Source organism: Wylensekiella montiformis, from assembly GCF_009697385.1.
GTDB lineage: Bacteria > Bacillota > Negativicutes > Selenomonadales > Selenomonadaceae > Selenomonas_A > Selenomonas_A montiformis.
On the sequence record NZ_VUNL01000003.1, the window covers coordinates 25395 to 48302 of the forward strand.

The following is a 22908-nucleotide window of genomic DNA, read 5'->3' on the forward strand; positions in this document are numbered from 1 at the left end:
TTGGATATGAAAAAGATATTCATGCTGTGGAACTGGGGCATCTTGTTGCTGGCAGCAATTCTATTGATACCGGCTCATGGCATGGCTCAGGAAATGACGGTAGGAGCAGGCAGCTTCTCATTGGCGGAAAAAACCGGCGCGGATCATGCTCCGTTGCAGGCTTATTATTACCGGCCTGCTGCCTGGCATGATGGACGCCCGATTGTTGTTGTATTCCACGGTTTGAAACGCAATGCCCGTGAATATTGTGAAGGATGGCGGAGCTGCGCGGAAGAACATAATTTTCTGGTGGTATGCCCGGAATTTTCGGAAAGCAAATATCCTGGCGCACGTTATTACAATATCGGTAATGTTATAGACAGAGGTGATAAGGGCGGTAAATAATGACTCGTGGTTGAATTTTTTATGTGGTATGTATTTTACCACAAAAGGCGGTCTGCCGACTCTTTCGAGTCAGCAGACCGCCTTCGTTACTAGGAGCATGTTATTTCACAGCTCCTCAGTCTTGACGCGTTTCGTTTACCTCTATGACCTCCACGCCATTGGCGCGGAGGTTTTTTATTTCGTCCGCATTAGCGCCGGGGCAGGTAATTAGCGTATCGACTTTGTCGATGGTTCCCGAGAGGAAGTTGTGCTCACGGCCGATTTTCTGGCGGGCTGCCAGTACATAGCAGCTGCCTTGGCAGCGGCGCATCATCATCTCGTTGATGGCAGTCTCGGGTAGGACCGAAGTCGTTATGCCGCTGGCAACGCTGATGCCGCCGACGCCAATGAAAGCCTTGTCGGCGTTGATTTTTGTGAGCGTCTGCAGGGCGAATTCGCCTACCAGCGACTTGCGGCGCTGGTATATCTCGCCGCCGGTCAGGATGATCGTGACCTGTGGATCATGCGGATAATAGATGGCATTGCTGTTGTTCGTGACAACGATGACGCGTTTATCCTTGATGTAGTCGAGCATCATGAGGGTGGTCGAACTCGAATTCATGAAGATGGTATCACCATCTTCGACCAAAGAGGCGGCATATTGGGCAATCACCTGTTTCTGTTCGGCATCGACACGGCTCTTCGGATCGGCCGTTGGGGTATCTTCTTCCTTTAAGGTTCCCTCAATAAGTTCTGCGCCGCCATGGAAGCGCTTGACAAGGTGCTGCTGCTCGAACATCACGAGGTCGCGGCGGATGGTCGTAGCGGATACGTCAAGCTGGGCGGCAGCGGTATCGACATCGATGGTCCTGTTTTCCTTCAATAGCCGGAGCAACGCCTGCTGCCGGCGGAAAACTACGCTTTTACTGTTCTTCATATGATGAAATCCTTTCCTATGAAAGCGTGTAAAATAGGCAAAATGTAACACATTCATATCCGTATAATTTATGATTATATGGATATTATAGCGAAGGAATATGAAAAAATCAAGCGTTAAATAGTCGTATAATGAACATAAAATATATTATAAATGTCATATTTTGCTTATTTTATGAAAAAGTACTTGAAATGAGCGTAACACTGTGCTGAGATAGACGTGTCGATAGGAAATACGGCAAAACAATCATAAAGTTACGATTAAATGATTATTTTAGGGGGATTAAGATGAGTAAGATTTCCGAAATGACCCGCGAAAGCTGGATCATGAGCACCTTCCCGGAATGGGGAACCTGGTTGGTAGAGGATATCGAAGGCTACGAAGTGCCGGAAGGCCAGGTCGCCATGTGGTGGCTCGGCTGTACGGGAACCTGGTTCAAGACGCCGGGCGGTGCCAATGTAACTGTGGACTTGTGGTGTGGAAACGGCAAGCGTACCCACGGGGATGGCAAGATGAAGGTTGGTCATCAGATGGCTAACATGTGTGGCTGCCGCTCGATGCAGCCGAATCTGCGTAACGTACCATTCGTCATTGACCCCTTTGCGTTCAAGCAGGTCGATGCGGTATTGGCGACGCATTACCATCAGGACCATATGTCGGCTGAGTGGGCAGCCCATGTACTGCACAGCGGCATGACGACAACAGATGCAGACGGCAATGTGATACCGGTTCCATTCATTGGGCCGCAGAAATCGGTAGACACCTGGGTTAAATGGGGCGTTCCGGTTGAACGTTGCCAAGTCGTAAAACCAGGCGATGTCATCAAGATCAAGGATATCGAAATCGTCTGCCTCGACAGTTTCGACCGCACCTGCATCACGACGACGGATTCCACGGGCCCCGACCGCGAGGAACTCACCGGTAAATGCCCGACAGATATGGACGAGAAAGCGGTCAACTACCTGCTCAAGACGCCGGGTGGCAACATCTACCACTCTGGTGATTCGCATTTCTCGATTTATTTTGCCAAACATGGCAAGGATTACGACATCGATGTTGCTTTTGGCTCGTTTGGCGAGAACCCAATTGGTATGCAGGACAAGATGACGTCCATCGATATCCTGCGCATGGCTGAAAACCTTCAGTGCAAGGTGGTTGTCCCGATTCACTGGGATGTTTGGACCAACTTCCAGGCGGACTGCAACGAAATCGAGCTTCTCTACAACTTCAAGAAGGATCGCAACGAGTACAAGTTCCATCCGTTCTTCTGGCAGGTTGGTGGTCGTTATGTCTATCCGATGGATAAGGATAAGATTTACTACCATCATCGCCGCGGTTTTGAGGACTGCTTCGAGCATCCGCAGAACATTCCGTTCCGTTCTTGCCTGTAAGGAAGAGGGAGAGCTATCATGTTTAAAGAATTTGTCGAGACTAAGCACTATTCGTTCCATGAAGGTTTTGCTGACTGGCGGGACGCCATTCGGGCAGCTTGTGCGCCACTTTTGGCTGATGGTACCATCGAAAAGGAATATCCGGAAATCATTATCGAGAAAGTCGAAGAGCTTGGGCCCTACATCGTTATCGCTCCGAATATCTGCATCCCGCATGCAGAGCGCGGGCGCGGCGTAAATGGCACGGCTATGTGTTTCATGAAGACGGAAAAGCCCGTAAGCTTCGATCCGGATGACCCGGACAAAGATGCCCGCATCTTTGTGGTATTGGCAGCTACTGATGATGAAGTCCATTTAAGCAATCTGATGGCTCTGTCAGAGACGCTTTCGGATGAGGATATCGTAGCGAAGGTCCTGGCGGCCAAGACGCCGGAAGACTTGCTGCAGATCGAAGCATAAGAGAGCTTTAGTGAGGGAGTCTGGGGAGGCTCCTGTAGGGGAAAAACGAAAGTGGGGAAAATCAAGTTATGGAAATGTTATTGTCCGTTTGGGAGTTCTTCCAGAACAATATCCTGACGAAACCGGCCTTTTTCATCGGTTTTATCGTCCTGGCTGGTTATGCACTTTTAGGTAAGAAATGGTATGAATGTCTGGCTGGCTTTATCAAAGGTACTGTCGGCTATATGATCTTGAACGTCGCATCGGGCGGTCTCGTTGGCAACTTCCGTCCGGTGCTGGCAGGTCTCAAGGACCGCTTCGAGCTGTCGGCTGCTGTTATCGACCCGTACTTCGGTCAGGCGGCGGCACAGGCTTCGGTCGAGAATATCGGCCGTTCGTTTTCGATGATGATGATGGTATTGCTGATTGCATTTACCATGAACATCCTCTTGGTCTTGTTCCGCAAGTACACGAAAATCCGTACGTTGTTCATCACGGGCCACGTCATGGTCCAGCAGTCGTCTACGGCCCTCTGGCTCGTCCTCTTCTGCTTCCCAGGGCTGCAGGACCCGCAGGTTGTCGTGATGCTTGGTATTCTTTTGGGTACCTACTGGGCAGTGGCCTCGAACCTCACTGTTGAGCCGGTGGCAAAACTCACCGAGGGCGGCGGCTTTGCTACGGGTCATCAGCAGATGTTTGGTATCTTCCTGGTATCTAAGATTGCCAAGAAAATCGGCGATCCGAAAAAATCGCTCGAAACACTCAAACTGCCGGGCTTCCTGTCCATCTTCAATGAGAATATGGTAGCTACGGGTGTACTCATGACCATTTTCTTTGGTACGATTATCACGATTCTTGGTCCGGATCTCATGCATCAGATCGATAAGGGCTTTGGCAAGAATCAGAACTTCCTGTTCTATATCCTTGAAAAATCCTTGAACTTCGCTGTTTACCTGACCATCCTGCAGCTTGGTGTCCGCACTTTCGTATCGGAGCTCACGAATTCCTTCCAGGGTATCTCGGAAAAGCTCCTGCCGGGTTCCGTTCCAGCTGTCGACTGCGCTGCAACCTATGGTTTTGGTCATCCGAACGCCGTAACGTTTGGCTTCCTGTTTGGTGCTTTTGGTCAGTTCCTGGCCATCATGGGCCTTATCGTTTTCAACAGCCCGATTCTCATCATCTCGGGATTCGTACCGCTGTTCTTCGATAACGCAACGTTTGCTGTTTTTGCCAATCGTTTAGGTGGTATCCGCGCCGCAGCAATCATTCCGTTCTGCAGTGGAATCATCCAAGTACTGGGCGGTGGTTTTGCCGCTTACCACTTCACGACGGGTAACTTCGGTGGCTGGCACGGCAACTTCGACTGGGATGCAGTCTGGCCATTCATCGGCGTCATCATGGAGAATCTGCAGTACGTCGGTGTAGCAGCTGTAGTCATCCTGCTGCTGGCTATCCCACAGATCCTCTACCAGCGCAACAAGGATACTTACTTCGTCATTGCCGAGGATTTTGACAAATATAAGGAAATCCTCGCCAAGAAACAAGGCGTGCCTGTCGATCAAGTTGTCATTGATTAACCGTAGACAATCTTTTTATAATGATAAAGGAGTGCTTCAAAATGGCTAAATTGAAAGTTATCGCTGCATGTGGTTCGGGGATGGGTTCTTCGCAGATCATCAAGATGAAACTTGAGAAAGTCTTCAAGAAACTCGGCCTTGAGGCGGAAATCTATCATACAAATGTCGGCGATGCGAAATCGCAGGCCAATAACTACGATGTCGTGTTCTGCTCGGAATCGCTTGTCGGTACCTTCACGGGTACGAAGGCTACGGTCATCGGCCTCAAGAATCTGCTGGCCGAAAAAGAAATGGAAGAGAAAATCCAGGCTAATATCGTCAATGGCTAATAGCTGGGAATCAGAAGGGCTGCTGCAAGGTGCAGCAGCCCTTCTTATGCCTTTTTGCGACGGGGGGAAGGAAAAATGAGCAACTATCAGTTAGGTCTTTATGAAAAATCCATGCCTGGCGACCTGACCTGGGCGGAAAAATTACAGGCGGCTAGGAACGCCGGTTTTGACTATGTGGAGATGAGCATTGATGAGACCGATGCGAAACTGGCGCGGCTCGATATGAACGATGGCGAGATTGACGCAGTGCGCGCTGCTATGCGGGCGACAGGGGTGCCGTTCCGCTCCATTTGCCTGAGCGGCCATCGCAAATTCCCGCTGGGATGCCCTGATAAGCAGAAACAGGACCGCAGCCTCGAAATCATGCAGAAGGCTATAGCCCTTGCGGCCAAGCTGGGCGTCCGCACGATCCAGCTGGCGGGCTATGATGTCTACTATGAGGAAGGTACGGACAAGACGCGGGCGGATTTCCTGCAGAATCTGCGCAAGGCTGCTGACATGGCGGCTGCCGAAGGCATCCAGATGGGCTTTGAGACTATGGAGACGCCATTTATGGATACGGTGGAAAAGGCCATGGACTACGTGCGGCAGGTGGATTCGCCGTACCTCGGTGTTTATCCTGATTCGGGCAACATCACCAATGCCGCGCTGCTCTACGCTGGCGATGTGGCGGACGACCTGGAGACTGGCCGCGGCCATATCGTAGCCGTACATCTAAAGGAAACCGTACCGGGCAAATACCGTGAGATTCCGTTTGGTACCGGTCATGTGGACTTCCAGAAAATCGTCGATAAATCGTGGCAGCTTGGCGTCAGGAGATTTGTCGGCGAGTTCTGGTACGACCCGCAGACGGACTGGCGCGAAGAATTGCAGAAAGCCAATGACTTCCTGCGGTCATATCTCGATAAAGCAGAGTAAAATAGGACAGTAAGAAAGAAGGATAACCATGTTTAAGGTAGATAAAAAAGTAATCGGGGAACTTGAGAAATGCTATTCGCTGGCCATGCTACACTATCAAGGCAAGGACCATTTTCTCTGCGCAGCCGAAAAGGTCAACAACTGCTATTTGATCAGTCTGGATGGCAAGATTGAGGAAACGGTCTGGGAAGGCCCGGGCGGCGTCATGACGATGGTACAGGTGCCGGACACCGATGGCCAGTTCCTGGCCACGCGCAAGTTCTATTCGCCGAACGACTCCAAGGAGGCGTCGATTGTCGTGGTCACGCCGAAAGGCAAGGATGACTGGGAAGTGCGCACGCTCTGTGATTTGCCGTTCGTCCATCGCTTTGACATCCTGCAGGCGGGTGGCAAGAACTACATCCTTGCCTGTGCGTTGAAATCTGACCATGAGTATAAGGACGACTGGCGTTTCCCGGGCAAGCTCTTTGTGGCGGAGCTGCCCGAGGACTTGTCAGTCTATAATGATGACAACCAACTCCAGCTTACGCCAATCAAGGACAATATGCTCAAGAACCATGGCTACTATCGCCATGTGGAAAAGGATGGCTCGACGAGCGGCATCGTATCCTTCGATGGTGGCGTATTGCAGGTATTCCCGCCGCAGACGGCAGGGGGTGAGTGGCGCATCGAGGAACTTATCACCGATGCGGCCAGCGATGCGGTACTTATGGATCTCAATGGCGACGGTGAGGAGGAGCTATGTGCGATTGCGCCGTTCCATGGCGATACCGTGAACATCTATGAGAAAAAGAATGACAGATTCGAGCTGGCCTATACGCATCCTGAAAAACTCGAGTTCCTCCATGCGATTTTCGGCGGCGATATTTGCGGCAAGCCGGCCTGGATCATCGGCAACCGCAAGGGCGACCGGCTGCTGCTGGCCTTTATCTATGGGAAAGATGGCTATGAGGCTCAGGAGCTTGACCGTGGCCGCGGCGCAGCGAATGTGCTACACTATGTTCATGAAGGCAAGGATATCGTCATCGGCGCGAACCGCGAGACCAATGAAATCGCGCGCTACGAGCTGACGGAATGAACGGGGAGGAAATATAATGCTCGAAGAACTCAAACAAAAAGTCTATGAAGCCAATATGCTGCTGCCAAAGCATCATCTGATTACCTTTACCTGGGGCAATGTCTCAGGCATCGACCGTGAGAAAGGCCTGTTCGTCATCAAGCCGTCAGGCGTGGAGTACGATGTGCTAAAACCTGAGGACATGGTGGTTGTTGACCTTGAGGGCAACAAGGTAGAAGGGGAACTCAATCCCTCGTCGGATACGGAGACCCACCGCATTTTCTATAAGGAATTTCCCAATATCGGCGGTGTCGTGCATACCCATTCCCGCTGGGCGACGATTTTTGCCCAGGCAGGGCAGGGCGTGCGCGCCTATGGCACGACGCAGGGGGACTACTTCTACGGCGAGATTCCGTGTACCCGCGATATGACCGAGGAAGAGATCCAGGGCGAGCACGAATACAATACGGGTGTCGTAGCGGTGGAGCGCTTCAAGAAATATGGCATCAACCCCGACTATGTGCCCGCCGTCCTCGTCAAGAACCACGGCCCCTTCTGCTGGGGCACGGACTGCATGAACGCCGTCCACAATGCCGTCGTGCTCGAAGAAGTAGCCATGATGGCCTTCCATACGCAACTGCTCACGGGTGACCGCGACCCCATGTCGCAGGCCCTGCTCGACAAGCACTTCCTCAGAAAACACGGTCCGAATGCCTACTACGGCCAGAAAAAAATATAAAGGCATTTCCCTGCAGTGACCCCATAAAGTTAGCTCTAAGAGGGTGTGACAAAATGCGAAAGTATTTGTCCACCTTCTTTTTCATGCCTATTTTTACTTTTTAGGGAATGACCGTTGAAAAATGGGGACAAAGCCCCTTCACTCATGAAACAGTATTCGTAAAGTTTATATCGGACCTTCTCCGTAGCCTTTTTCCAGAATTTCACAGTCCTTTCTTGTTTGTAGGGGCGTGCCCCGTATAAAGCTGCTGATGAAGGTGTGCTGTCCGGGGTACGGCTCCTCGGTACGGGATTATGAGAACTTCGGCTTCGAAGAAGGGATCCTCCGGGAGGCTATGGCATACACGGCGGGCACTGTGATCGCGCACGGGCTGGGCAAGCAGCTGCAAATCAAATTCGTATACGGGAAAATTATCTGCTTTTGTGCAAAGTTAGTCCATGAAGCTGAATTCGTCCTTCTGGAAGACAGTGTCGATCTGGAAGGGGACCTTCTGCACGACTTCGCCGTTGTCGGTGTTGTGGATGATGAGGAAGTACTCGGCATTGCGGCTGTAGTTGCCTGCCTTGAGGTTGAAGGTGCAGCGGAAGGTGCGCTCAGTGTTCTCCTGGCTGACTTTATCGGCGATGATCTTCTGGATGTCGCTGACGACATTGCCGTAGGCATCGGTGAAGTAGACGTCGAAGTTCGCGGGGATGAAGCCGGTGCCTACGGCCTCGAGCTGGTAGAAGTTCAGGCTGAAGCTCATAAGGAAAATGATCTTGTCAGCATAAAATATCTCGCGAACTCTTGTTTCACAGTACTCGTACATGATGAGTTCCAAATGTACCTAAGAGAAGTAAAAGTGTGATTGCATGGAAAGCAACATCAAAAGACAACAAGAAAATCCAGTGCGGCAAAGAACACTTCGCTGCACTGGGGGATGAGGCAAGGTTCATAAGACAAAATAAAACAAATAAAAGAGTAGGGAAAAACCTCCCTGAAAGTAATATCGGCGGTCTGTTAACCACAATATTACTTTCAGGGAGGTTTTGTTGTAATTGTTTGAGTTAAGGCGGAAATTGGCTGGATAGAACGAAAGTAGAAGATTTGCGGCGGATGGTATTAGAAGAATCAAGCCTATGGGCAATTGTTGGCGGCTTTCGTTTTTCGTATAGTAAAAGAGACGAAAGGAAAAAACGGCTCGGCCGGATTCCGGAGGGTTTTCTGGTCGTGTATCTTGATTGGAGGAGTTTATTATGAAAAAGATTTTTACCAAGCTGTTCCGCCCCGGTGAGAAATGGTCCGGCGGGATTGGCCGTCATAAATACCTTCATTTTAAGGCTTTGGGCAAAAATGCCAATCTGTCGGTGCTCCTTTATAATTTGCTGGATACGTCCGAGCGTTACAATATGCCGGATACGCTGAAAGCCCAGTATACGGCGCATCTTACCAAAGGGAACGTACTCATGAGTGATAACGGGCGCGTCCTGGCCAGTATTGTGGAAGACAGTCTGGGCTGGCATGATACGATTTCCGGTCATACGACGCGGGCGATGACGGATGAGAAATATGGCATCAATACGTATCAGAAATCCCGCAATGCGTTTTATCGCTGCGGAGAAGAAAATTTCAAGGTGGAGCTGGTACGGAACAATATGGACCGGGGTGATCTGGTTCCCTGCGTGAATTTGTTTTCCAAGGTTTATGTCGATGAAGACGGCAGCATGCATTATGTGGATGGACATTGTCAGGAGGGTGCGACGGTTACGCTGCGGACCGAGATGGATTTGATCTTTATCGCATCGAATACGCCGAATCCGCTGAATCCGGATACGACATATCCGGAGGTTGCTGTGCAGATGGATGTTTATGACGCTCCGCCAACGGATCTGGAAGATTATTGTGTGAATTTCCGACAAGAAAATTATCGTGCGTTTGAAAACACATGGGATTATTATAACCTGCTCGGCCGGTGATTACAAAACGATGCACAGGATAAGCAGAATAAGGAGGCATTCATCATGTATGGATTTATTGAAAAAGAAAGCAGTTTGAAAGAGGCCGATGCCGTTTATAATGAAGTGCTTGAGGCCGGGCTGGGCTGGCTGCATAAAGTGAAGGCCGGTCAGACCTTCCGGATTGTGGATCTTGAGGGAAATCAGGCCGTTGATACGACCTTTTATGATGCGGAGGATCCTTCAGATCATTACGGTGCAATTGCAACCATTGTCGCACAGAAGAACATTTATCTGACGACCGGGTCTGTTTTGCGCGCAGAGTCGGGACGGCCGCTGCTGGAGATTACCGCAGATAAGACCGGACGTCATGATACGCTGGGCGGCGCATGTTCTTCGCAGAGCAATACTGTTCGTTATGCCCGCGAGAAACGCTATATGCATAATTGCCGCGACAGTTTTATGCTGCAGCTGGCGGACGGCGGGATGGATATCCGCAAGCGCGATCTGGCGCCGAATATCAATTTCTTCATGAACGTTCCGGTCACGCCGGAGGGCGGTCTGAAGTTCGATGACGGTGTATCGGCTCCCGGCAAATATGTGGAAATGAAAGCGCTGCGCGATGTCATGGTGCTGATCAGCAACTGTCCGCAGCTTAATAATCCCTGCAATGCTTATAATCCAACGCCGATACGGCTCTTGATCTGGAACTGATCCGGAAGGAAAGGAGGAATGGCTTATGTTTACCAAGGTGCTGATTGCGAACCGCGGAGCAATTGCAGTTCGTATTGAGCGGACCCTGAAAAAAATGGGGATTGCCAGTGTGGCTGTTTATGCACAGGCAGATCAGGACAGTCTGCATGTCATTCGTGCTGATGAAGCGGTTTGTCTCGGCGATGGGACGGTTCGGGAGACGTATCTGGATATCGATAAGATCATTCGTGCGGCGAAGGAAACGGAAGCACAGGCTGTTCATCCTGGTTATGGATTCCTCAGCGAAAATACAGATTTTTCCGCTGCCTGTGAGAAGAATGGGATTGTCTTTATCGGACCGACGCCGGAACAGATCCGTCTGTTCGGTCTGAAACATTCCGCCCGCTCGCTGGCACGGAAAGCCGGAGTGCCGCTACTTCCGGGGACGGATCTTCTGAGCGGCCGGGAGGAAGCGGTACGGGCTGCCGCAGAGATCGGATATCCGGTTATGCTTAAAAGCACGGCGGGCGGCGGCGGAATTGGCATAAGCATTTGCCAGAACGAAACCGATCTGCAAAACTCGTATGATAAGGTCTGTTATTTGGCAAAAAGCAATTTTAAAGATGATGGCGTATTTCTCGAAAAATATGTGGAGCGCGCCCGCCATGTTGAGGTTCAGATTTTCGGCAATGCTTATGGAGAAGCTATAGCGGTCGGAGAGCGGGACTGTTCGGTGCAGCGGCGCAACCAAAAAGTGGTGGAGGAGTCTCCTGCGCCTAATCTGCCGCAGGCTGTCCGCAAGTCTATGTATGAAGCAGCCGAACGTTTGGCTCATGCGGCCGGGTATCGCAATGCCGGTACGGTAGAGTTCTTGTATGATGAGGCAGAGGAACGCTTTTATTTTTTGGAAGTGAATACGCGCCTGCAGGTGGAGCATGGTATCACGGAAGAGGTCATGGGGATAGATCTGGTGGAGTGGATGGTCAGGGAAGCCGCCGGAGAGCTGCGTGATATTCGTTCGCTGATCGGCTCCCCGAAAGGCCATGCCATCGAAGTTCGCGTCTATGCAGAGGATGCCCGAAATCAATTCCGTCCGGGAACCGGACGCGTGGACGACTGCTGTTTTTCTTCGTCGGCGCGGATTGAGACTTGGATTCGCAGGAATGTTGTCGTGACTTCGCTTTATGATCCGATGCTGGCCAAATTGATTGTTCATGGAATGGATCGTGCCGATGCGATTCAAAAGATGGATAAGACCCTTGATGAGACAAAAATTTATGGTGTTACGACGAATCTTCAGTATCTGAGCGCCATTCTGCACCGTCCCGATTATCAGGAAGGGCGGTTGTTTACCAAAATGCTGGATGGGTTCCAGCCGGAAGAGCATACGCTGGAGGTGCTGGATGGCGGCGTCCAGTCCACGATACAGGATTATCCGGGAATGGTCGGCTACTGGACCATTGGGGTTCCTCCCTGCGGCGCAATGGATTCGTACAGTTTCCGTTTGGGGAATCGTTTGCTTGGCAATGAAGAAGGGGCTGCCGGTATTGAAATGACTATGCGCGGCGGGAGTTATCGCTTCCGCACCAGAACAAGTTTTTGCCTGACTGGTGCAGATATGAAGGCTTCTCTGGACGGCGAGCCGGTGGCGCTGTATCGTGTCGTCAACGCATTACCCGGTCAGGTGCTCAGGCTAGGCAATGCGGTCTGTGGCATGAGGACGTATCTGCTGGTTGCCGGTGGAATACAGGTGCCGAAAATCATGGGCAGTCGTTCCACTTTTACAGACGGGAAGTTTGGCGGTCATAACGGACGTGCGCTTCGGACCGGGGATACTCTTGAGCTGAGAGCCGATTGCTTCACCGATTCGTGTGTCTCTTTTCCGCTGGAGTATGCGCCGTCCATCACGCATGAATGGACTTTTGGGGTATTGCCGGGACCGCAGCCGACGAAGGAATATCTTGCGCCGGAGTATTTGAAAACACTGACGGAAGCAGAATATACGGTGAATTTCAACAGCGCCCGTACCGGGGTGCGCCTTAACGGCCCTGTACCGCAATGGACGCGTGAGGACGGCGGCGAAGCCGGGCTGCATCCTTCGAATATTCACGATAACGCCTATGCCATAGGAACGCTGGATCTTACGGGAGATCAGTCCATTCTGCTCGGCCCGGATGGTCCGAGTCTGGGCGGCTTCATCTGCCCGGTTACGCTGGCTAAGGGCGAATTATGGAAGATGGGACAGCTTCATCCGGGAGATACAGTGCGGTTTCGCCTGCTGACCTTGGAACAGGCAAAGGAGATACGCATGGCGATGGAGAAAAATCTGTCCTTTGATTATACCAAAGCTATGCTGCCGGAAAGTCTGCCGATCGCAGCGGATTATGCGATCTTGTCCCGGGGGCGTGCCGATGATATGGATTATTGCCTGCGGCTCGACGGAGAAGAAAATCTGTTGATGGAATTTGGCGCGATGGAACTGAATATTGAATATCGGTTCCGCGCTCATATTCTCATGCAGAAGCTCGAAAAGATGGATCTGCCGATTATTGATATGACGCCGGGCATCCGGTCGCTGCAGATTCATTTTGATCTGTCGCGTACAGATGCCAGAAAAATGGCCAGTATTGTCCTCAAGGTAAATGAAGAGTTAGGCGATATTGATGATATCACGGTGCCTTCGCGTGTCATTCATCTTCCGCTTTCCTGGGATGATCCGCAGACTCAGCTGGCTGCGAAGCGGTATCAGGAAACGACGCGTCCCGATGCACCATGGTGCCCGAGCAACCCTGAGTTTATCCGCCGGATCAATGGACTGGACAGTCTTAAGGAGGTTCAGGACATCTTGTTCCATGCTGATTATCTTGTATTGGGACTTGGAGATGTATATCTTGGCGCGCCGGTGGCAGCTCCGCTGGATCCGCGTCACAGACTGGTCACGACGAAATATAATCCGGCCCGTCCGTGGACGCCGGAGAATGCGGTGGGAATCGGCGGCGCATACCTCTGTGTGTATGGAATGGAGGGGCCTGGCGGTTATCAATTCGTCGGACGGACGATACAGATGTGGAACCCGCTGCAGACGACGGAATATTTTCCGGAGGGAAAGCCTTGGCTGCTCAATTTCTTTGACCAGCTGAAATTTTATCCGTGCTCTGCGGAGGAGATTCTTCGCTACCGCAATGATTTTTTGCGGGGGAAATTCCCGCTTCAGGTGGAAGAAACGACGTTCCATCTTGGGGAGTATAAAAAATATCTGGCTTCAATCCGGGAGAGCAGCGCTGCGTTCAAGGCAAAGCAGGAAGCGGCGTTTGAAGCGGAAAAAAATCGCTGGCACGAGCTGGGTCTGGATACCTTTGTGTCAGAAGAGCCGGAACATCCTGTCAGGGATATTGATCTGCCGGAAGACTGCGAAGGAATTTATGCAACGGTTCCCGGCAGTGTCTGGAAGATTCTGGCAAAAAAAGGCCAGCATATTTCATCGGGAGACACTTTGGCTGTTCTGGAAAGCATGAAAATGGAAATTCCGGTGACTGCAGAGCAGGACGGCGTGATTGAGGATGTCTTTATCCATACCGGAGAACAAGTGGATGCCGGGCAGGTTTTGGCTGGTATCCGGACGGAGGAAGCAGTATGACGGAAAACAGGATACCAGAGCAGCTGACGATTTCCTGGCTGCAGCAGGCGTATGCCTCCGGCATTGTTACGCCGGAGGAAGTCCTTCGCGAAATCTGCCGGCGGGCCGGGCGCTTGGAGAAAAAACATATATGGATTACACCGCCGTCTATGACATGGATTCAGGCTTATTTGGATCATCTGCCGGTTCGGGATGCAGGGAGATATCCTTTGTGGGGCATCCCGTTCGCCATTAAGGACAATATCGATTTGGCCGGCATTCCGACGACAGCAGCCTGTCCGGCTTATGCCTATATGCCGGATGACAGCGCAACGGTTGTAAAGAAGCTGATTGCGGCAGGCGCCATTCCTGTCGGAAAGACCAATCTCGATCAATTCGCAACGGGGCTGGTCGGCACCCGCAGCCCTTATGGCGAGGTAGAAAATGCCTATGTGCCGGAACGGATCAGCGGCGGCTCCAGTTCCGGTTCCGCAGTTAGTGTCGCTTCCGGACTGGCTGCTTTTGCCCTTGGAACGGATACGGCAGGATCCGGACGAGTGCCGGCCATGCTTAATAACTTGATTGGCTATAAGCCTCCGCTGGGGGCATGGTCGACCAAAGGCGTCGTGCCGGCCTGTGCCGGTTTGGACTGTGTGACTGTGTTTACTCATTCTCTCGACGAAGCACGTCTGATCGACCGCATCGCACGCGGATTCGATAAAGATTGTTGCTGGTCACGGAATATTTCGCATCTTCCAGACGCTATGCCGCGGGTTATTTTGCTCCCGCAGGACGAGCCGGAGTTTTTCGGGGATTTTGCGGAAGAGTTCCGGAAAAAATGGAATGAGGCAGTGTCACGGCTGAACCATCTTGGCGCAGCGGTTCTCTATGTGGATATCACGTTGTTTCAGCGTGCGGCCAGACTGCTGTATGAAGGTGCTTTTGTCGCGGAGCGCTGGGCTGATCTAGGCGATTTTGTGCAGAACCATCCGAACGAAGTTTTTCCTGTGACACGGAAGATTCTGGAATCGGGCGGCAGGGCAGAGTATACGGCTGCCCGGTTGTTTGCCGATTGGCATGAATTGCAGACCTATCGCCATCAGAGCGCGGTCATGATGGAACATGCGGTTCTGGTTCTGCCTACGGCCGGAGGAACTTATACGCGGGAGCAGGTCAGGAAGGATCCTGTGAGGACAAACAGCAAGATGGGCCTTTATACCAATCATTGCAATCTGTTGGATTTAGCGGCGGTTGCTGTACCGCAGGATTCTGTGGATCGGAAGGATCCTTTCGGCATCACATTTTTTTCCCTGCATCACGAGGAACATCTGCTTTGTGCCGCAGCGAAAGCCTTCCTGAAGGCGGAACCCGCGGCTGAAGGAAAACATATAGGGGGGAATAAATCATGAGTGAGACCGAATTGGTACGCGTTGAAATTATTATGGATATGAAAAAACTGACGCGTTTGTTGAAAAAACTAAACGAAAAAGGCATCAGCGGAGTGACTGTCTTTCAAGCGCTGGGATGCGGCATTCAGAAAGGAAGCTTTGAATACGCGGCGGAGGAAAATCAGGAGATTCAACTGCTGCCGCAGAGCTTGGTGATGCTGATTTGTGAACGCGGCGAGCTGGATGCGCTGATTGAATGGATCAAGGTGGAATTGTATACTGGCCATATTGGCGATGGGAAAATTTTCATTTCCTCAGTCGATAATATGATACGGATTCGAACCGGAGAAGAAGGAAAAGCTGCACTGGGACGAGTAAAAATCGAATAATCGCGAGAATAAAGGTAGTATCGCCGGTATCGGAGAACCTCCTCTTTTTCGATACCGGATCTGCCGGGAAACAGCAGTCTGTAGAAACACAGGCTGCTGTTTTTATCATACGCAACCTCTGTCCGTAAAATCCTGTTTTGATCTGGAGCATGATGATGCTATAATAAAACATAACTGTGCAAGGTACTTGGCATGAAAGTGGAGGAGAATCGAAAGCAGTATACGAAATCCAATCCTAATAACGAGAGACAGAGGAGAATTTATGAATCAGAATCGCAACAATATAGGGATCCTGCTGATCTATAGTCTGGTCGTGTTCTTTATCGGCAATCAACTTCTTCCCATCACCGACCCGGTAGAATCCAATTATGTGGAGACGGCGAAAGAGATGACCCTGACCGGTAATTATTTTTCCCCGGTTATTTACGGCAATTACTGGTATGATAAACCCATCTTGTTTTACCTCGAATTGATCGCGGCATTTCAGTGGTTTGGGTTTACGGATTTTGCGGCTCGTTTTTTCCCTGCTGTGTTCAGCACCATCGGACTTTTTTTGACGTATGGATTTGGAGCCTGTCTGGCCGGTCGACGGCAGGGGCTGGCTGCCGCGTTGATTCTTGGCACTTCGCTGGAATACTGGTATATCGGTCATGCGGTGATTACGGATATGACTTTGTTTGTGGCGGTATCCGGTACGCTGATTGCGTTTTACCTCGGATGGAGCAGGAACAGACCCGTGTATTATTATCTGGCGTTTGCTGCCGCTGCTCTTGCCGTTTTGACCAAAGGCCCGATCGGGCTGTGCCTGCCGGGACTGATCATTTTGCTGTTTTTGCTGGTGCAGCGCAGTCTGAGATCTTTGCTGAGCTGGCATATTTTGCTGGGGTTCCTGCTGTTTGCCGCATTGTGTGCGGTCTGGTATTATCCGATGTATCGGATGCATGGCATGGATTTTGTTGATACTTTTTTGGGTGTTCATAATGCTTTGCGGGCCACTGTACCTGAGCATCCGCGGGATGATGTCTGGTATTTTTATCTGCTTGTGTTTTTGGCCGGTTTTTTTCCGTGGTCGCTGCTGGGACTGCCGGCGGCAGTCCGGCGTATCGTTCATCGGCGGATATCGCTCCCATCATCGCCGGCCGACCGGTTTCTGGCGATCTGGGCGGTAACGGTATTCCTTTGTTTCCAATGCTTTGCCACGAAATATGTTACGTATACCATGCCGTATATGATGCCTTTGGCGATATTGACGGCCCGGTATTTTGGACAGAATGTCCGATTCTTCCGGACGGCAGCAGCGGCTATGGCTGCGGCATATCTCCTGCTTGATACGATGGTGGCGCCTGCCATCATGAATCAGAATTCGGGCAGGGAGCTGGCCATGTACCTGCAGCAGGTTGTTCCTGCTGGGCGTCAGGCACAGATCCTTTCTTATCAGGTTCCTTATCCTGCTTCACTGGTTTATTATTCGGGATTGGATGTCCGACGTTTGGAAAAAGCGGAAGATATTGCCAGAGAGAAACCGCATGGCATGACCTGGACGAGTAGGAATGTTATGCCGTTTCAGGCCATGGAGGAAATACCGGACGACCGCCCGGTGTTTTTGCTGACTTTCCCAAAACATGGTGAGGATGTGTCACAGGTGCCGGGGATATGGCGGCAGATCGGTCAGGTCGGCGACTGGCTGATTTTTGAACGCCAATAAGGGAAACAGGGGAGGAAACGCGATTGAGACAGCATGATGGAACGGTGACCGTTGTCGTTCCTGTATATAATGAAGAAGCGAATCTGCTTCATTTTACCAAGGCGGTCGAAGAAGCGATGAATGGAACCGGATGGTCGTATTACATTCTGTTTGTCGATGACGGTTCTACCGACAGCAGCCGCAGCATTTTGTGCGGGCTTCTGCGTGGAAATCCACATGTACGGGCCTGCTTCCTTTCCCGAAATTATGGACATCAGGCAGCGTTGACCTGCGGGCTGGATCATGCGGATGGGGATGCTGTCGTTACGATGGACGGGGATATGCAGCATCCGCCTTCTCTCCTGCCCAAGCTTTTGTCCTTCTGGGAACAGGGATATGATATTGTGCAGACGATCCGTCAGACTACGGAAGGTGTATCGTGGTTCAAAAGGCTTACTTCTCGCTGGTATTACAGGCTGCTCAATTTGATTTCGGCGGTTCCTGTTCAGCCCGGTGGTTCGGACTTTCGTTTGATGGATCGTCAGGCCGTGCTGGCATTCCGGCAATACCGGGAGCAGGACCGGTTTATACGCGGTCTGGTCGGCGCTATGGGGTTTCGTCAGGTACAGGTTCCGTTTGTGGCACCGGAGCGGTTTGCCGGAAAGTCGAAATTTTCCCTGCGAAAGATGATCCGGTTTGCTTTCGATGGCATTTTGGGCAATTCGATCCTGCCGCTGCGTCTTTCCTTCTATGCCGGACTGATCAGTCTGCTTATAAGTTTTCTGCTTCTCGGACATGTGTTCTTTGAATCTTGGATGGGCGATGTGGTTCCCGGTTGGACGACAATCATGGTCTGCCTTTCTTTTTTTGGCGGAACACAGCTGTTGGTGCTGGGGATTTTGGGCGAATATCTTGGCCGTGTGTTCCGACAGGTCAAGGGTCGTCCGATCTATTTGATTCAGCAGATTGATGGCTGTCAGGAGGAATGGAACGGGGAGAGGTGTCATGATGAAGAAAAAAAGCATCCTTCTCAATGCGGATGATTTTGGCCGGCATCCGGCGATCAATCAAGCAGTCGCACGGGCAGTCCGGGGCGGGATCCTGCGCTCCGCCAGTCTGATGGCCGGTGAACCGGCGTTTGAGGAAGCGGTGGAGCTGGCTCGCTCCCTGCCGAATCTGGAGATCGGGATACATCTTACACTGGTTGACGGAAAGCCGTTGTTGCCTCGGGAGGACGTTCCAAGTCTGATTGGGGCGGACGGCCGGTTTTATCCTTCCCATCGGGAGTTTGTCCGTGCTTATTTGTCCGGCCGGATTCACTTGGAGGAGGTGCGGTTGGAACTGTCGGCACAGTTCCAGCGGATCATGCAGGAAAAGCTTCGGGTGACGCATGTGGACAGTCACCAGCATGTTCATATTCTGCCGGGGATCTTTCCCATCGTACTGAAGCTGGCTCAGTCGTACAGAATTCGCTCGGTGAGGATTCCGCAAGCGGCCGGTGGAATCCGTGAATGTCTGGCCGACGGCTCTGCTGGCGACCGGATGGCGCGCTTCGGACTGTGGCTTTTGTGCTGCAGAATGAGGCGAAAGGCCGTACAGTATGGGTTTTATTTTCCCGATCATTTTATCGGCCTGATTGCTGGCGGAGCAGTAGACGAGGCGTTTCTGATGCGGCAGCTTGAGAATCTGCCCGATGGACTGACGGAGATTATGATCCATCCCGGACTGGACAATACGGTACTCTCTGACTGTTATGCGCATCGATGGGAGCATGATTTTGAGGGAGAATACCGATGCTGTCTGTCTTCCCGTATTGCTGAATTTTTGCGGGGGAAGGAGATTGGCTTGGGGAGTTTTAGGGCTGGAGGAAGCGGGCTGTGAGCAAGGGAAACGCTTATGGGATAGGCAGGATGAGACGGGTGTTCTGGAGCAGGGAATATCTTCTCTTTCTGCTGGTCGGAGGGATCAATACGCTGGACACCAGCTTATTTGCGTCATGCCTGTCGCTGTTGTCTGTGGATGTTAATCTGGCGTTCAATCTCAGTTAAGTTTTTAGGCATAAAAGACCCTTGTCGTTTCTATACTTTCTAGGAATGACAAGGGTCTTCGGTCTTTATAGACCTTGCAAAAGCGTTCTATTTTTTGCTCACTGCATACAAACTACATACATACTGCATACACATTTAAATAAGGTTTATCGCATCTATTAGCTGCTGTGTTGTCTTGTGTGTGTAGACACGCTCATCAATATCGCGGCCGGCATGTCCAATGATAAGCTGGATGGTCCGCTTCGACACACAGGCATTGTCAAGTGCCGTCTCGCACGTATGCCGCCCGTCATGCGGCAGATGATTTTTGATCGCAGGGATGTCAGATATATCCCAGTAGTGATTACGCAAGAATGACAGTGTGGGCGGGTGGAATCCTAGATCATCGACAAGCAGATATTCGCGTTCAGGGCTGTACATCTGCCGAATGAATGGCATGATCTTATCCGCGATGGGAATCTGACGATTCTTTCCTGCTGCCGTCTTGATACCGCCCACCATGTAGTGATCGTCTAGGTGTACGTTCTGATTCTTGATCTTGATGACCTCCGTCGGGCGCATACCGCTATAGCACATGATCAGCGCATAGCGGGCGGCGAAGTCATCGGCGTGAGCCCATAGCTCAAGGATTTCATCATGGCTAAATGGCTTGTGCTTCGTACTTTTAGCAACGGCGGGTGTCTCGACTTGCGTCACGCGATTGTCTGATGTGATGTCGAGCAGGGCGGCGTATTTGTACAATAGATTTGCTAATACTTTTACGAGTTTTGCCGATGGGGCTTTTGGGCAGCTGTCTATCAAGTCTTGCCATTGCAATGTCGTGATGTCAACAAAAGGTACGCTGTAGAGCGGCTCCATACGCTTGTAAGCGGCTTTGTAATTCCGCGGGACAGATTTATCGCGCTCTTGTCTGTACGCCGTCCAGCGGGCGTATAGTGCGGCGAGTGTGACGCCGTGGCCATCGATTTTGTACGGCTTTGCATTGTAGTTGGCCAATGCGGCAAGTGCATCCTTGCGCGTCGTGTAATATCCCAGATATTTTCGGATGGGCTTGCCGTCATCCTTCCAGCCTTGCGTGATGACTGCCGCGAATGGGCGGCGACGGTTCCCACTCAGCTTATATATTGATCCGTATGAATTGGGTAGACGCATAGTAAATATACCTCCATGTACACAAAAACCGCCCATAATGCCGCATGGGCGGTTTTTTATTCAATTAAAAGCGGCAGAGCTGTCGATCAAAGCATGAATCACTTGACCGCTGACCAGATCATAGATATATCCATCCGTCGTACCTTCAAATACTTTAATGATTCGGCATAGCCTGTGCCGGTGAAAAAAATCATACTGGCTAGTATCGATAAAATCCATTTCATTTTATCACTCCCCTTCAATCCATTTTATGGCGGTACGACTCTATATGATCTGCGCTGTCCGGCGCAGTAAAATCCTGATTCAAAATGTGCTCGACTTCATGCCGATAGCTTTCTTCCTGCTGCTCACGGCATAAGCATGCATTGATGATGACGGTATAGCTTCCGTCCGCATTACTACGCGAGAATGCTTTAATGGAGCATGGTAAATCCATAAATCTTGTGACTATCATAAGCTATTCCTCTTTATCCGTGATGGCCTTGATCATATTGATTACGGTCTTCATGTCCTGCTTTGACAGCTTGCGCGATGCGTCGAAAAGGATGCGCATATCTGGATTCTCTTTCAGCTCATTGGCGATGGCCGCGACTTCCGGATCAAAATAGTATGGTCTGACTTGATTCGAATCATCAAGTGCGGTCCCTTCTTCCAGTAAATAGCTTTTGCCCACATTGAAAAAATCTGCTATTTGCTGGATGCCGCCCATTGTGCGCGGCATAGATTTCCCCAAAGTCCATTTTCCGACAGTGCTTTCGGATACATGCAGCACTTTCGCGAGATCATTTTGATTCATATCCCGTGATTCCAAAAGCTCACGCAGCCGGCGGCTGAAAAGCTTCCTCGCTTTTAGTGTTTTTTCAGATATTACCATCTTGCGCACCTCTTTCCTACAATCATATTATAGAATATAATTCTAGTATTTGCAACAAAAATTCTAAAAAACTAGAAATAAATGCTTGACACTAGAATTAAATTCTAGTACAATAACATTGTCGATAAAAGACAAGCAAGCATCAGGAGGTGAAATATATGATTCAAATCAGCTTAAAAGCCGCTCGTGTAAATGCCGGGCTGACTTTGCTGGAAGCGGCAAAGAAGCTTGGTATCGGTAAGGATCGGCTGATACGGTGGGAGAAGAACCCCAGCAGGGTTCTTCCCTGCTATCAGCGGATAATTTCTGATGTCTATCAAATGCCGATAGACTATATTTATTTTGGTATTTGACTAGAATTAAATTCTAGTCAAAAAGGGGGGGAGAAATGATGATTTATGAAGATGCTCGAAGGTGGCAGTACACTGTCCGGCCCGGTCTGGGCGGGACGTCATTTTCCGTATTTTATCGAAAACCAAAAAAAAGTTGGCATAGCGTCCGGGCCTTGCCTTGGCATGATAGGGAAATCGATGCCGAAGCTGATCTCATCGCTTATGCCAATAAACACCAAATGAAGAAGGTGGAAGAATGAGTATCAATATCCATTTGCTCCGGAGCTGTATGACATATAACAGCTTGACGGAGGAAGACGTACGCAAGGCCATTGGAATGGATAAAGCGACATTTTCCACCCGTATGAAAGATGGGGATTTCACCATATCGCAAATCCACAAGATGATGCGATATATCCCATTGGCGCTGGAAGATGTGTGTAGCATCTTTTTCTCGGACGATTGGGGGGAATATAAATGAAAATTTCGCCGGCTGACGCCGCCCGCGTCATCGGAAAGTCTGATCAATTCGTGCGAATCGGATTACAGCGCGGCTTGCTCAAGGCTAATGGTGAGCCTATCGGCGTGGCGATCAAAATCGCGCCGCCTAGCAAGCGGTACACTTACTACATCAATCCAAAGCTACTAGCCGACTTTGCGGGCATCACGCTCGACGAGCTGGCAGAACGCATTGAAAGGGGGTGACTGTAGGTATGAGCCCGGATTACTACCGGGAACAATATAAGTGGTACAGAGCACACGGTATCTGTACATGCTGTCACCAGCGCGACGCTGATCCGGGAAAGGCTCTTTGCCATGAATGCGCTGAGAAGAAAAGACAGCAGTCGGCAAATCGCCGCGCTGATCCGGAGCGACGCGAGAGCATCCGCGCTGAGAAGAAAGCACGGTATCAGCGGGCGCGTCAAGAAAAGCGGTGCATCATTTGTGGTAAGGACACATATCGCGACAAATCCTACTGCTACGAGCACTGGATTAGGAGCATCCGCATCGCCCGCGAGCGATACAAGGAGCGGCGGTGGAAAAGAATG

The 22908-nt window shown here is 50.9% G+C and carries 27 protein-coding genes; 22 read left to right on the forward strand and 5 right to left on the reverse strand.

Annotation, left to right across the window (positions count from 1 at the left end; genetic code table 11):
* Positions 1 to 6: 6 nt before the first annotated feature.
* On the forward strand, positions 7 to 384 hold the full coding sequence (locus FYJ78_RS03050) for a hypothetical protein (protein WP_154619949.1): 378 nt from the start codon (positions 7 to 9) through the stop codon (positions 382 to 384).
* 115 nt (positions 385 to 499) lie between these two features.
* Here FYJ78_RS03050 and FYJ78_RS03055 read toward each other — a convergent pair whose 3' ends face one another.
* On the reverse strand, positions 500 to 1300 hold the full coding sequence (locus FYJ78_RS03055) for a DeoR/GlpR family DNA-binding transcription regulator (RefSeq protein WP_154619950.1): 801 nt from the start codon (positions 1298 to 1300) through the stop codon (positions 500 to 502).
* A 287-nt stretch (positions 1301 to 1587) separates the two neighbouring features.
* Between FYJ78_RS03055 and ulaG the strand changes: the two genes are divergently transcribed.
* The 17 genes from ulaG (at position 1588) to FYJ78_RS03140 (ending at position 19501) form a co-directional block, all read left to right on the forward strand.
* A complete protein-coding gene (gene ulaG, locus FYJ78_RS03060; RefSeq protein ID WP_154619951.1) occupies positions 1588 to 2691 on the forward strand; it encodes an L-ascorbate 6-phosphate lactonase in 1104 nt (367 codons plus the stop codon).
* An 18-nt stretch (positions 2692 to 2709) separates the two neighbouring features.
* Entirely contained in the window at positions 2710 to 3150 is a 441-nt protein-coding gene (locus FYJ78_RS03065) for a PTS sugar transporter subunit IIA (RefSeq protein WP_154619952.1), read from the forward strand.
* Between the two features lie 68 nt (positions 3151 to 3218).
* Positions 3219 to 4706: a PTS ascorbate transporter subunit IIC gene (ulaA, locus tag FYJ78_RS03070; RefSeq protein WP_154619953.1), complete on the forward strand. Its 1488-nt coding sequence runs from the start codon at positions 3219 to 3221 to the stop codon at positions 4704 to 4706.
* A gap of 41 nt (positions 4707 to 4747) precedes the next feature.
* Positions 4748 to 5035: a PTS sugar transporter subunit IIB gene (locus tag FYJ78_RS03075; RefSeq protein ID WP_154619954.1), complete on the forward strand. Its 288-nt coding sequence runs from the start codon at positions 4748 to 4750 to the stop codon at positions 5033 to 5035.
* Positions 5036 to 5110: 75 nt separating this feature from the next.
* The gene (locus tag FYJ78_RS03080; protein ID WP_154619955.1) at positions 5111 to 5953 is read left to right on the forward strand and encodes an L-ribulose-5-phosphate 3-epimerase; all 843 of its coding nucleotides are present in this window, start codon (positions 5111 to 5113) and stop codon (positions 5951 to 5953) included.
* A 28-nt stretch (positions 5954 to 5981) separates the two neighbouring features.
* Positions 5982 to 7031 (forward strand): hypothetical protein, encoded by a 1050-nt coding sequence (locus FYJ78_RS03085; protein WP_154619956.1) that lies wholly within the window; start codon positions 5982 to 5984, stop codon positions 7029 to 7031.
* Between the two features lie 16 nt (positions 7032 to 7047).
* Positions 7048 to 7749, forward strand: a complete 702-nt coding sequence (locus FYJ78_RS03090; protein ID WP_154619957.1) for an L-ribulose-5-phosphate 4-epimerase — start codon at positions 7048 to 7050, stop codon at positions 7747 to 7749.
* A 250-nt stretch (positions 7750 to 7999) separates the two neighbouring features.
* Entirely contained in the window at positions 8000 to 8596 is a 597-nt protein-coding gene (locus FYJ78_RS03095; protein ID WP_195847839.1) for a hypothetical protein, read from the forward strand.
* Between the two features lie 388 nt (positions 8597 to 8984).
* The gene (locus FYJ78_RS03100) at positions 8985 to 9704 is read left to right on the forward strand and encodes an urea amidolyase associated protein UAAP1 (protein WP_154619959.1); all 720 of its coding nucleotides are present in this window, start codon (positions 8985 to 8987) and stop codon (positions 9702 to 9704) included.
* A 45-nt stretch (positions 9705 to 9749) separates the two neighbouring features.
* Complete coding sequence (locus FYJ78_RS03105; protein WP_154619960.1) at positions 9750 to 10397, forward strand: urea amidolyase associated protein UAAP2; 648 nt, start codon at positions 9750 to 9752, stop codon at positions 10395 to 10397.
* A 25-nt stretch (positions 10398 to 10422) separates the two neighbouring features.
* Positions 10423 to 14013, forward strand: a complete 3591-nt coding sequence (gene uca, locus FYJ78_RS03110) for an urea carboxylase (protein WP_154619961.1) — start codon at positions 10423 to 10425, stop codon at positions 14011 to 14013.
* The gene (locus FYJ78_RS03115) at positions 14010 to 15401 is read left to right on the forward strand and encodes an allophanate hydrolase (RefSeq protein WP_154619962.1); all 1392 of its coding nucleotides are present in this window, start codon (positions 14010 to 14012) and stop codon (positions 15399 to 15401) included. The genes uca and FYJ78_RS03115 overlap by 4 nt, the downstream gene beginning before the upstream one ends.
* Entirely contained in the window at positions 15398 to 15769 is a 372-nt protein-coding gene (locus FYJ78_RS03120) for a P-II family nitrogen regulator (protein ID WP_154619963.1), read from the forward strand. Before FYJ78_RS03115 ends, FYJ78_RS03120 begins: the two co-directional genes overlap by 4 nt.
* A 262-nt stretch (positions 15770 to 16031) precedes the next feature.
* Positions 16032 to 17474, forward strand: coding sequence for an ArnT family glycosyltransferase (locus FYJ78_RS03125; protein ID WP_235899803.1), 1443 nt, complete (start codon positions 16032 to 16034; stop codon positions 17472 to 17474).
* Between the two features lie 23 nt (positions 17475 to 17497).
* Entirely contained in the window at positions 17498 to 18496 is a 999-nt protein-coding gene (locus FYJ78_RS03130; protein WP_154619964.1) for a glycosyltransferase family 2 protein, read from the forward strand.
* Positions 18459 to 19334, forward strand: coding sequence for a ChbG/HpnK family deacetylase (locus tag FYJ78_RS03135; protein WP_195847840.1), 876 nt, complete (start codon positions 18459 to 18461; stop codon positions 19332 to 19334). The genes FYJ78_RS03130 and FYJ78_RS03135 overlap by 38 nt, the downstream gene beginning before the upstream one ends.
* Positions 19331 to 19501: a hypothetical protein gene (locus tag FYJ78_RS03140; RefSeq protein WP_154619966.1), complete on the forward strand. Its 171-nt coding sequence runs from the start codon at positions 19331 to 19333 to the stop codon at positions 19499 to 19501. Before FYJ78_RS03135 ends, FYJ78_RS03140 begins: the two co-directional genes overlap by 4 nt.
* A 135-nt stretch (positions 19502 to 19636) precedes the next feature.
* Here FYJ78_RS03140 and FYJ78_RS03145 read toward each other — a convergent pair whose 3' ends face one another.
* The 4 genes from FYJ78_RS03145 to FYJ78_RS03160 are packed head-to-tail and all read right to left on the reverse strand — an operon-like array spanning position 19637 to position 21527.
* The gene (locus FYJ78_RS03145) at positions 19637 to 20653 is read right to left on the reverse strand and encodes a tyrosine-type recombinase/integrase (RefSeq protein WP_195847841.1); all 1017 of its coding nucleotides are present in this window, start codon (positions 20651 to 20653) and stop codon (positions 19637 to 19639) included.
* A gap of 60 nt (positions 20654 to 20713) precedes the next feature.
* Positions 20714 to 20872, reverse strand: coding sequence for a hypothetical protein (locus FYJ78_RS03150; RefSeq protein WP_154619968.1), 159 nt, complete (start codon positions 20870 to 20872; stop codon positions 20714 to 20716).
* A 19-nt stretch (positions 20873 to 20891) separates the two neighbouring features.
* Positions 20892 to 21107: a hypothetical protein gene (locus tag FYJ78_RS03155; RefSeq protein WP_154619969.1), complete on the reverse strand. Its 216-nt coding sequence runs from the start codon at positions 21105 to 21107 to the stop codon at positions 20892 to 20894.
* Positions 21108 to 21110: 3 nt separating this feature from the next.
* Positions 21111 to 21527 (reverse strand): helix-turn-helix domain-containing protein, encoded by a 417-nt coding sequence (locus tag FYJ78_RS03160; RefSeq protein ID WP_154619970.1) that lies wholly within the window; start codon positions 21525 to 21527, stop codon positions 21111 to 21113.
* Between the two features lie 158 nt (positions 21528 to 21685).
* On the opposite strand from FYJ78_RS03160, the gene FYJ78_RS03165 reads away from it, so the two are divergent.
* Genes FYJ78_RS03165 through FYJ78_RS03180 form a run of 4 tightly spaced genes read left to right on the forward strand, consistent with a single transcriptional unit; the run spans position 21686 to position 22564 of the window.
* The gene (locus FYJ78_RS03165; protein WP_154619971.1) at positions 21686 to 21880 is read left to right on the forward strand and encodes a helix-turn-helix domain-containing protein; all 195 of its coding nucleotides are present in this window, start codon (positions 21686 to 21688) and stop codon (positions 21878 to 21880) included.
* Between the two features lie 35 nt (positions 21881 to 21915).
* Positions 21916 to 22119, forward strand: coding sequence for a hypothetical protein (locus tag FYJ78_RS03170; RefSeq protein ID WP_154619972.1), 204 nt, complete (start codon positions 21916 to 21918; stop codon positions 22117 to 22119).
* A complete protein-coding gene (locus tag FYJ78_RS03175) occupies positions 22116 to 22340 on the forward strand; it encodes a hypothetical protein (RefSeq protein WP_154619973.1) in 225 nt (74 codons plus the stop codon). The genes FYJ78_RS03170 and FYJ78_RS03175 overlap by 4 nt, the downstream gene beginning before the upstream one ends.
* A complete protein-coding gene (locus FYJ78_RS03180) occupies positions 22337 to 22564 on the forward strand; it encodes a hypothetical protein (RefSeq protein WP_154619974.1) in 228 nt (75 codons plus the stop codon). The genes FYJ78_RS03175 and FYJ78_RS03180 overlap by 4 nt, the downstream gene beginning before the upstream one ends.
* Positions 22565 to 22908: the final 344 nt, after the last annotated feature.

What these genes read in the sequence shown, in the direction of transcription:
- FYJ78_RS03170 (WP_154619972.1), top strand. Translation starts at nt 21,916, where the DNA reads ATGATGATTTATGAAGATGCTCGAAGGTGGCAGTACACTGTCCGGCCC.
- FYJ78_RS03145 (WP_195847841.1), bottom strand. Translation starts at nt 20,653, where the DNA reads ATGCGTCTACCCAATTCATACGGATCAATATATAAGCTGAGTGGGAAC.
- FYJ78_RS03075 (WP_154619954.1), top strand. Translation starts at nt 4,748, where the DNA reads ATGGCTAAATTGAAAGTTATCGCTGCATGTGGTTCGGGGATGGGTTCT.
- FYJ78_RS03175 (WP_154619973.1), top strand. Translation starts at nt 22,116, where the DNA reads ATGAGTATCAATATCCATTTGCTCCGGAGCTGTATGACATATAACAGC.
- FYJ78_RS03150 (WP_154619968.1), bottom strand. Translation starts at nt 20,872, where the DNA reads ATGGATTTTATCGATACTAGCCAGTATGATTTTTTTCACCGGCACAGG.
- FYJ78_RS03135 (WP_195847840.1), top strand. Translation starts at nt 18,459, where the DNA reads ATGATGAAGAAAAAAAGCATCCTTCTCAATGCGGATGATTTTGGCCGG.
- ulaG (WP_154619951.1), top strand. Translation starts at nt 1,588, where the DNA reads ATGAGTAAGATTTCCGAAATGACCCGCGAAAGCTGGATCATGAGCACC.
- FYJ78_RS03155 (WP_154619969.1), bottom strand. Translation starts at nt 21,107, where the DNA reads ATGATAGTCACAAGATTTATGGATTTACCATGCTCCATTAAAGCATTC.
- FYJ78_RS03125 (WP_235899803.1), top strand. Translation starts at nt 16,032, where the DNA reads ATGAATCAGAATCGCAACAATATAGGGATCCTGCTGATCTATAGTCTG.
- FYJ78_RS03180 (WP_154619974.1), top strand. Translation starts at nt 22,337, where the DNA reads ATGAAAATTTCGCCGGCTGACGCCGCCCGCGTCATCGGAAAGTCTGAT.
- FYJ78_RS03090 (WP_154619957.1), top strand. Translation starts at nt 7,048, where the DNA reads ATGCTCGAAGAACTCAAACAAAAAGTCTATGAAGCCAATATGCTGCTG.
- FYJ78_RS03050 (WP_154619949.1), top strand. Translation starts at nt 7, where the DNA reads ATGAAAAAGATATTCATGCTGTGGAACTGGGGCATCTTGTTGCTGGCA.
- FYJ78_RS03100 (WP_154619959.1), top strand. Translation starts at nt 8,985, where the DNA reads ATGAAAAAGATTTTTACCAAGCTGTTCCGCCCCGGTGAGAAATGGTCC.
- uca (WP_154619961.1), top strand. Translation starts at nt 10,423, where the DNA reads ATGTTTACCAAGGTGCTGATTGCGAACCGCGGAGCAATTGCAGTTCGT.
- FYJ78_RS03120 (WP_154619963.1), top strand. Translation starts at nt 15,398, where the DNA reads ATGAGTGAGACCGAATTGGTACGCGTTGAAATTATTATGGATATGAAA.
- FYJ78_RS03065 (WP_154619952.1), top strand. Translation starts at nt 2,710, where the DNA reads ATGTTTAAAGAATTTGTCGAGACTAAGCACTATTCGTTCCATGAAGGT.
- FYJ78_RS03085 (WP_154619956.1), top strand. Translation starts at nt 5,982, where the DNA reads ATGTTTAAGGTAGATAAAAAAGTAATCGGGGAACTTGAGAAATGCTAT.
- FYJ78_RS03115 (WP_154619962.1), top strand. Translation starts at nt 14,010, where the DNA reads ATGACGGAAAACAGGATACCAGAGCAGCTGACGATTTCCTGGCTGCAG.
- ulaA (WP_154619953.1), top strand. Translation starts at nt 3,219, where the DNA reads ATGGAAATGTTATTGTCCGTTTGGGAGTTCTTCCAGAACAATATCCTG.
- FYJ78_RS03165 (WP_154619971.1), top strand. Translation starts at nt 21,686, where the DNA reads ATGATTCAAATCAGCTTAAAAGCCGCTCGTGTAAATGCCGGGCTGACT.
- FYJ78_RS03080 (WP_154619955.1), top strand. Translation starts at nt 5,111, where the DNA reads ATGAGCAACTATCAGTTAGGTCTTTATGAAAAATCCATGCCTGGCGAC.
- FYJ78_RS03095 (WP_195847839.1), top strand. Translation starts at nt 8,000, where the DNA reads ATGAAGGTGTGCTGTCCGGGGTACGGCTCCTCGGTACGGGATTATGAG.
- FYJ78_RS03160 (WP_154619970.1), bottom strand. Translation starts at nt 21,527, where the DNA reads ATGGTAATATCTGAAAAAACACTAAAAGCGAGGAAGCTTTTCAGCCGC.
- FYJ78_RS03105 (WP_154619960.1), top strand. Translation starts at nt 9,750, where the DNA reads ATGTATGGATTTATTGAAAAAGAAAGCAGTTTGAAAGAGGCCGATGCC.
- FYJ78_RS03055 (WP_154619950.1), bottom strand. Translation starts at nt 1,300, where the DNA reads ATGAAGAACAGTAAAAGCGTAGTTTTCCGCCGGCAGCAGGCGTTGCTC.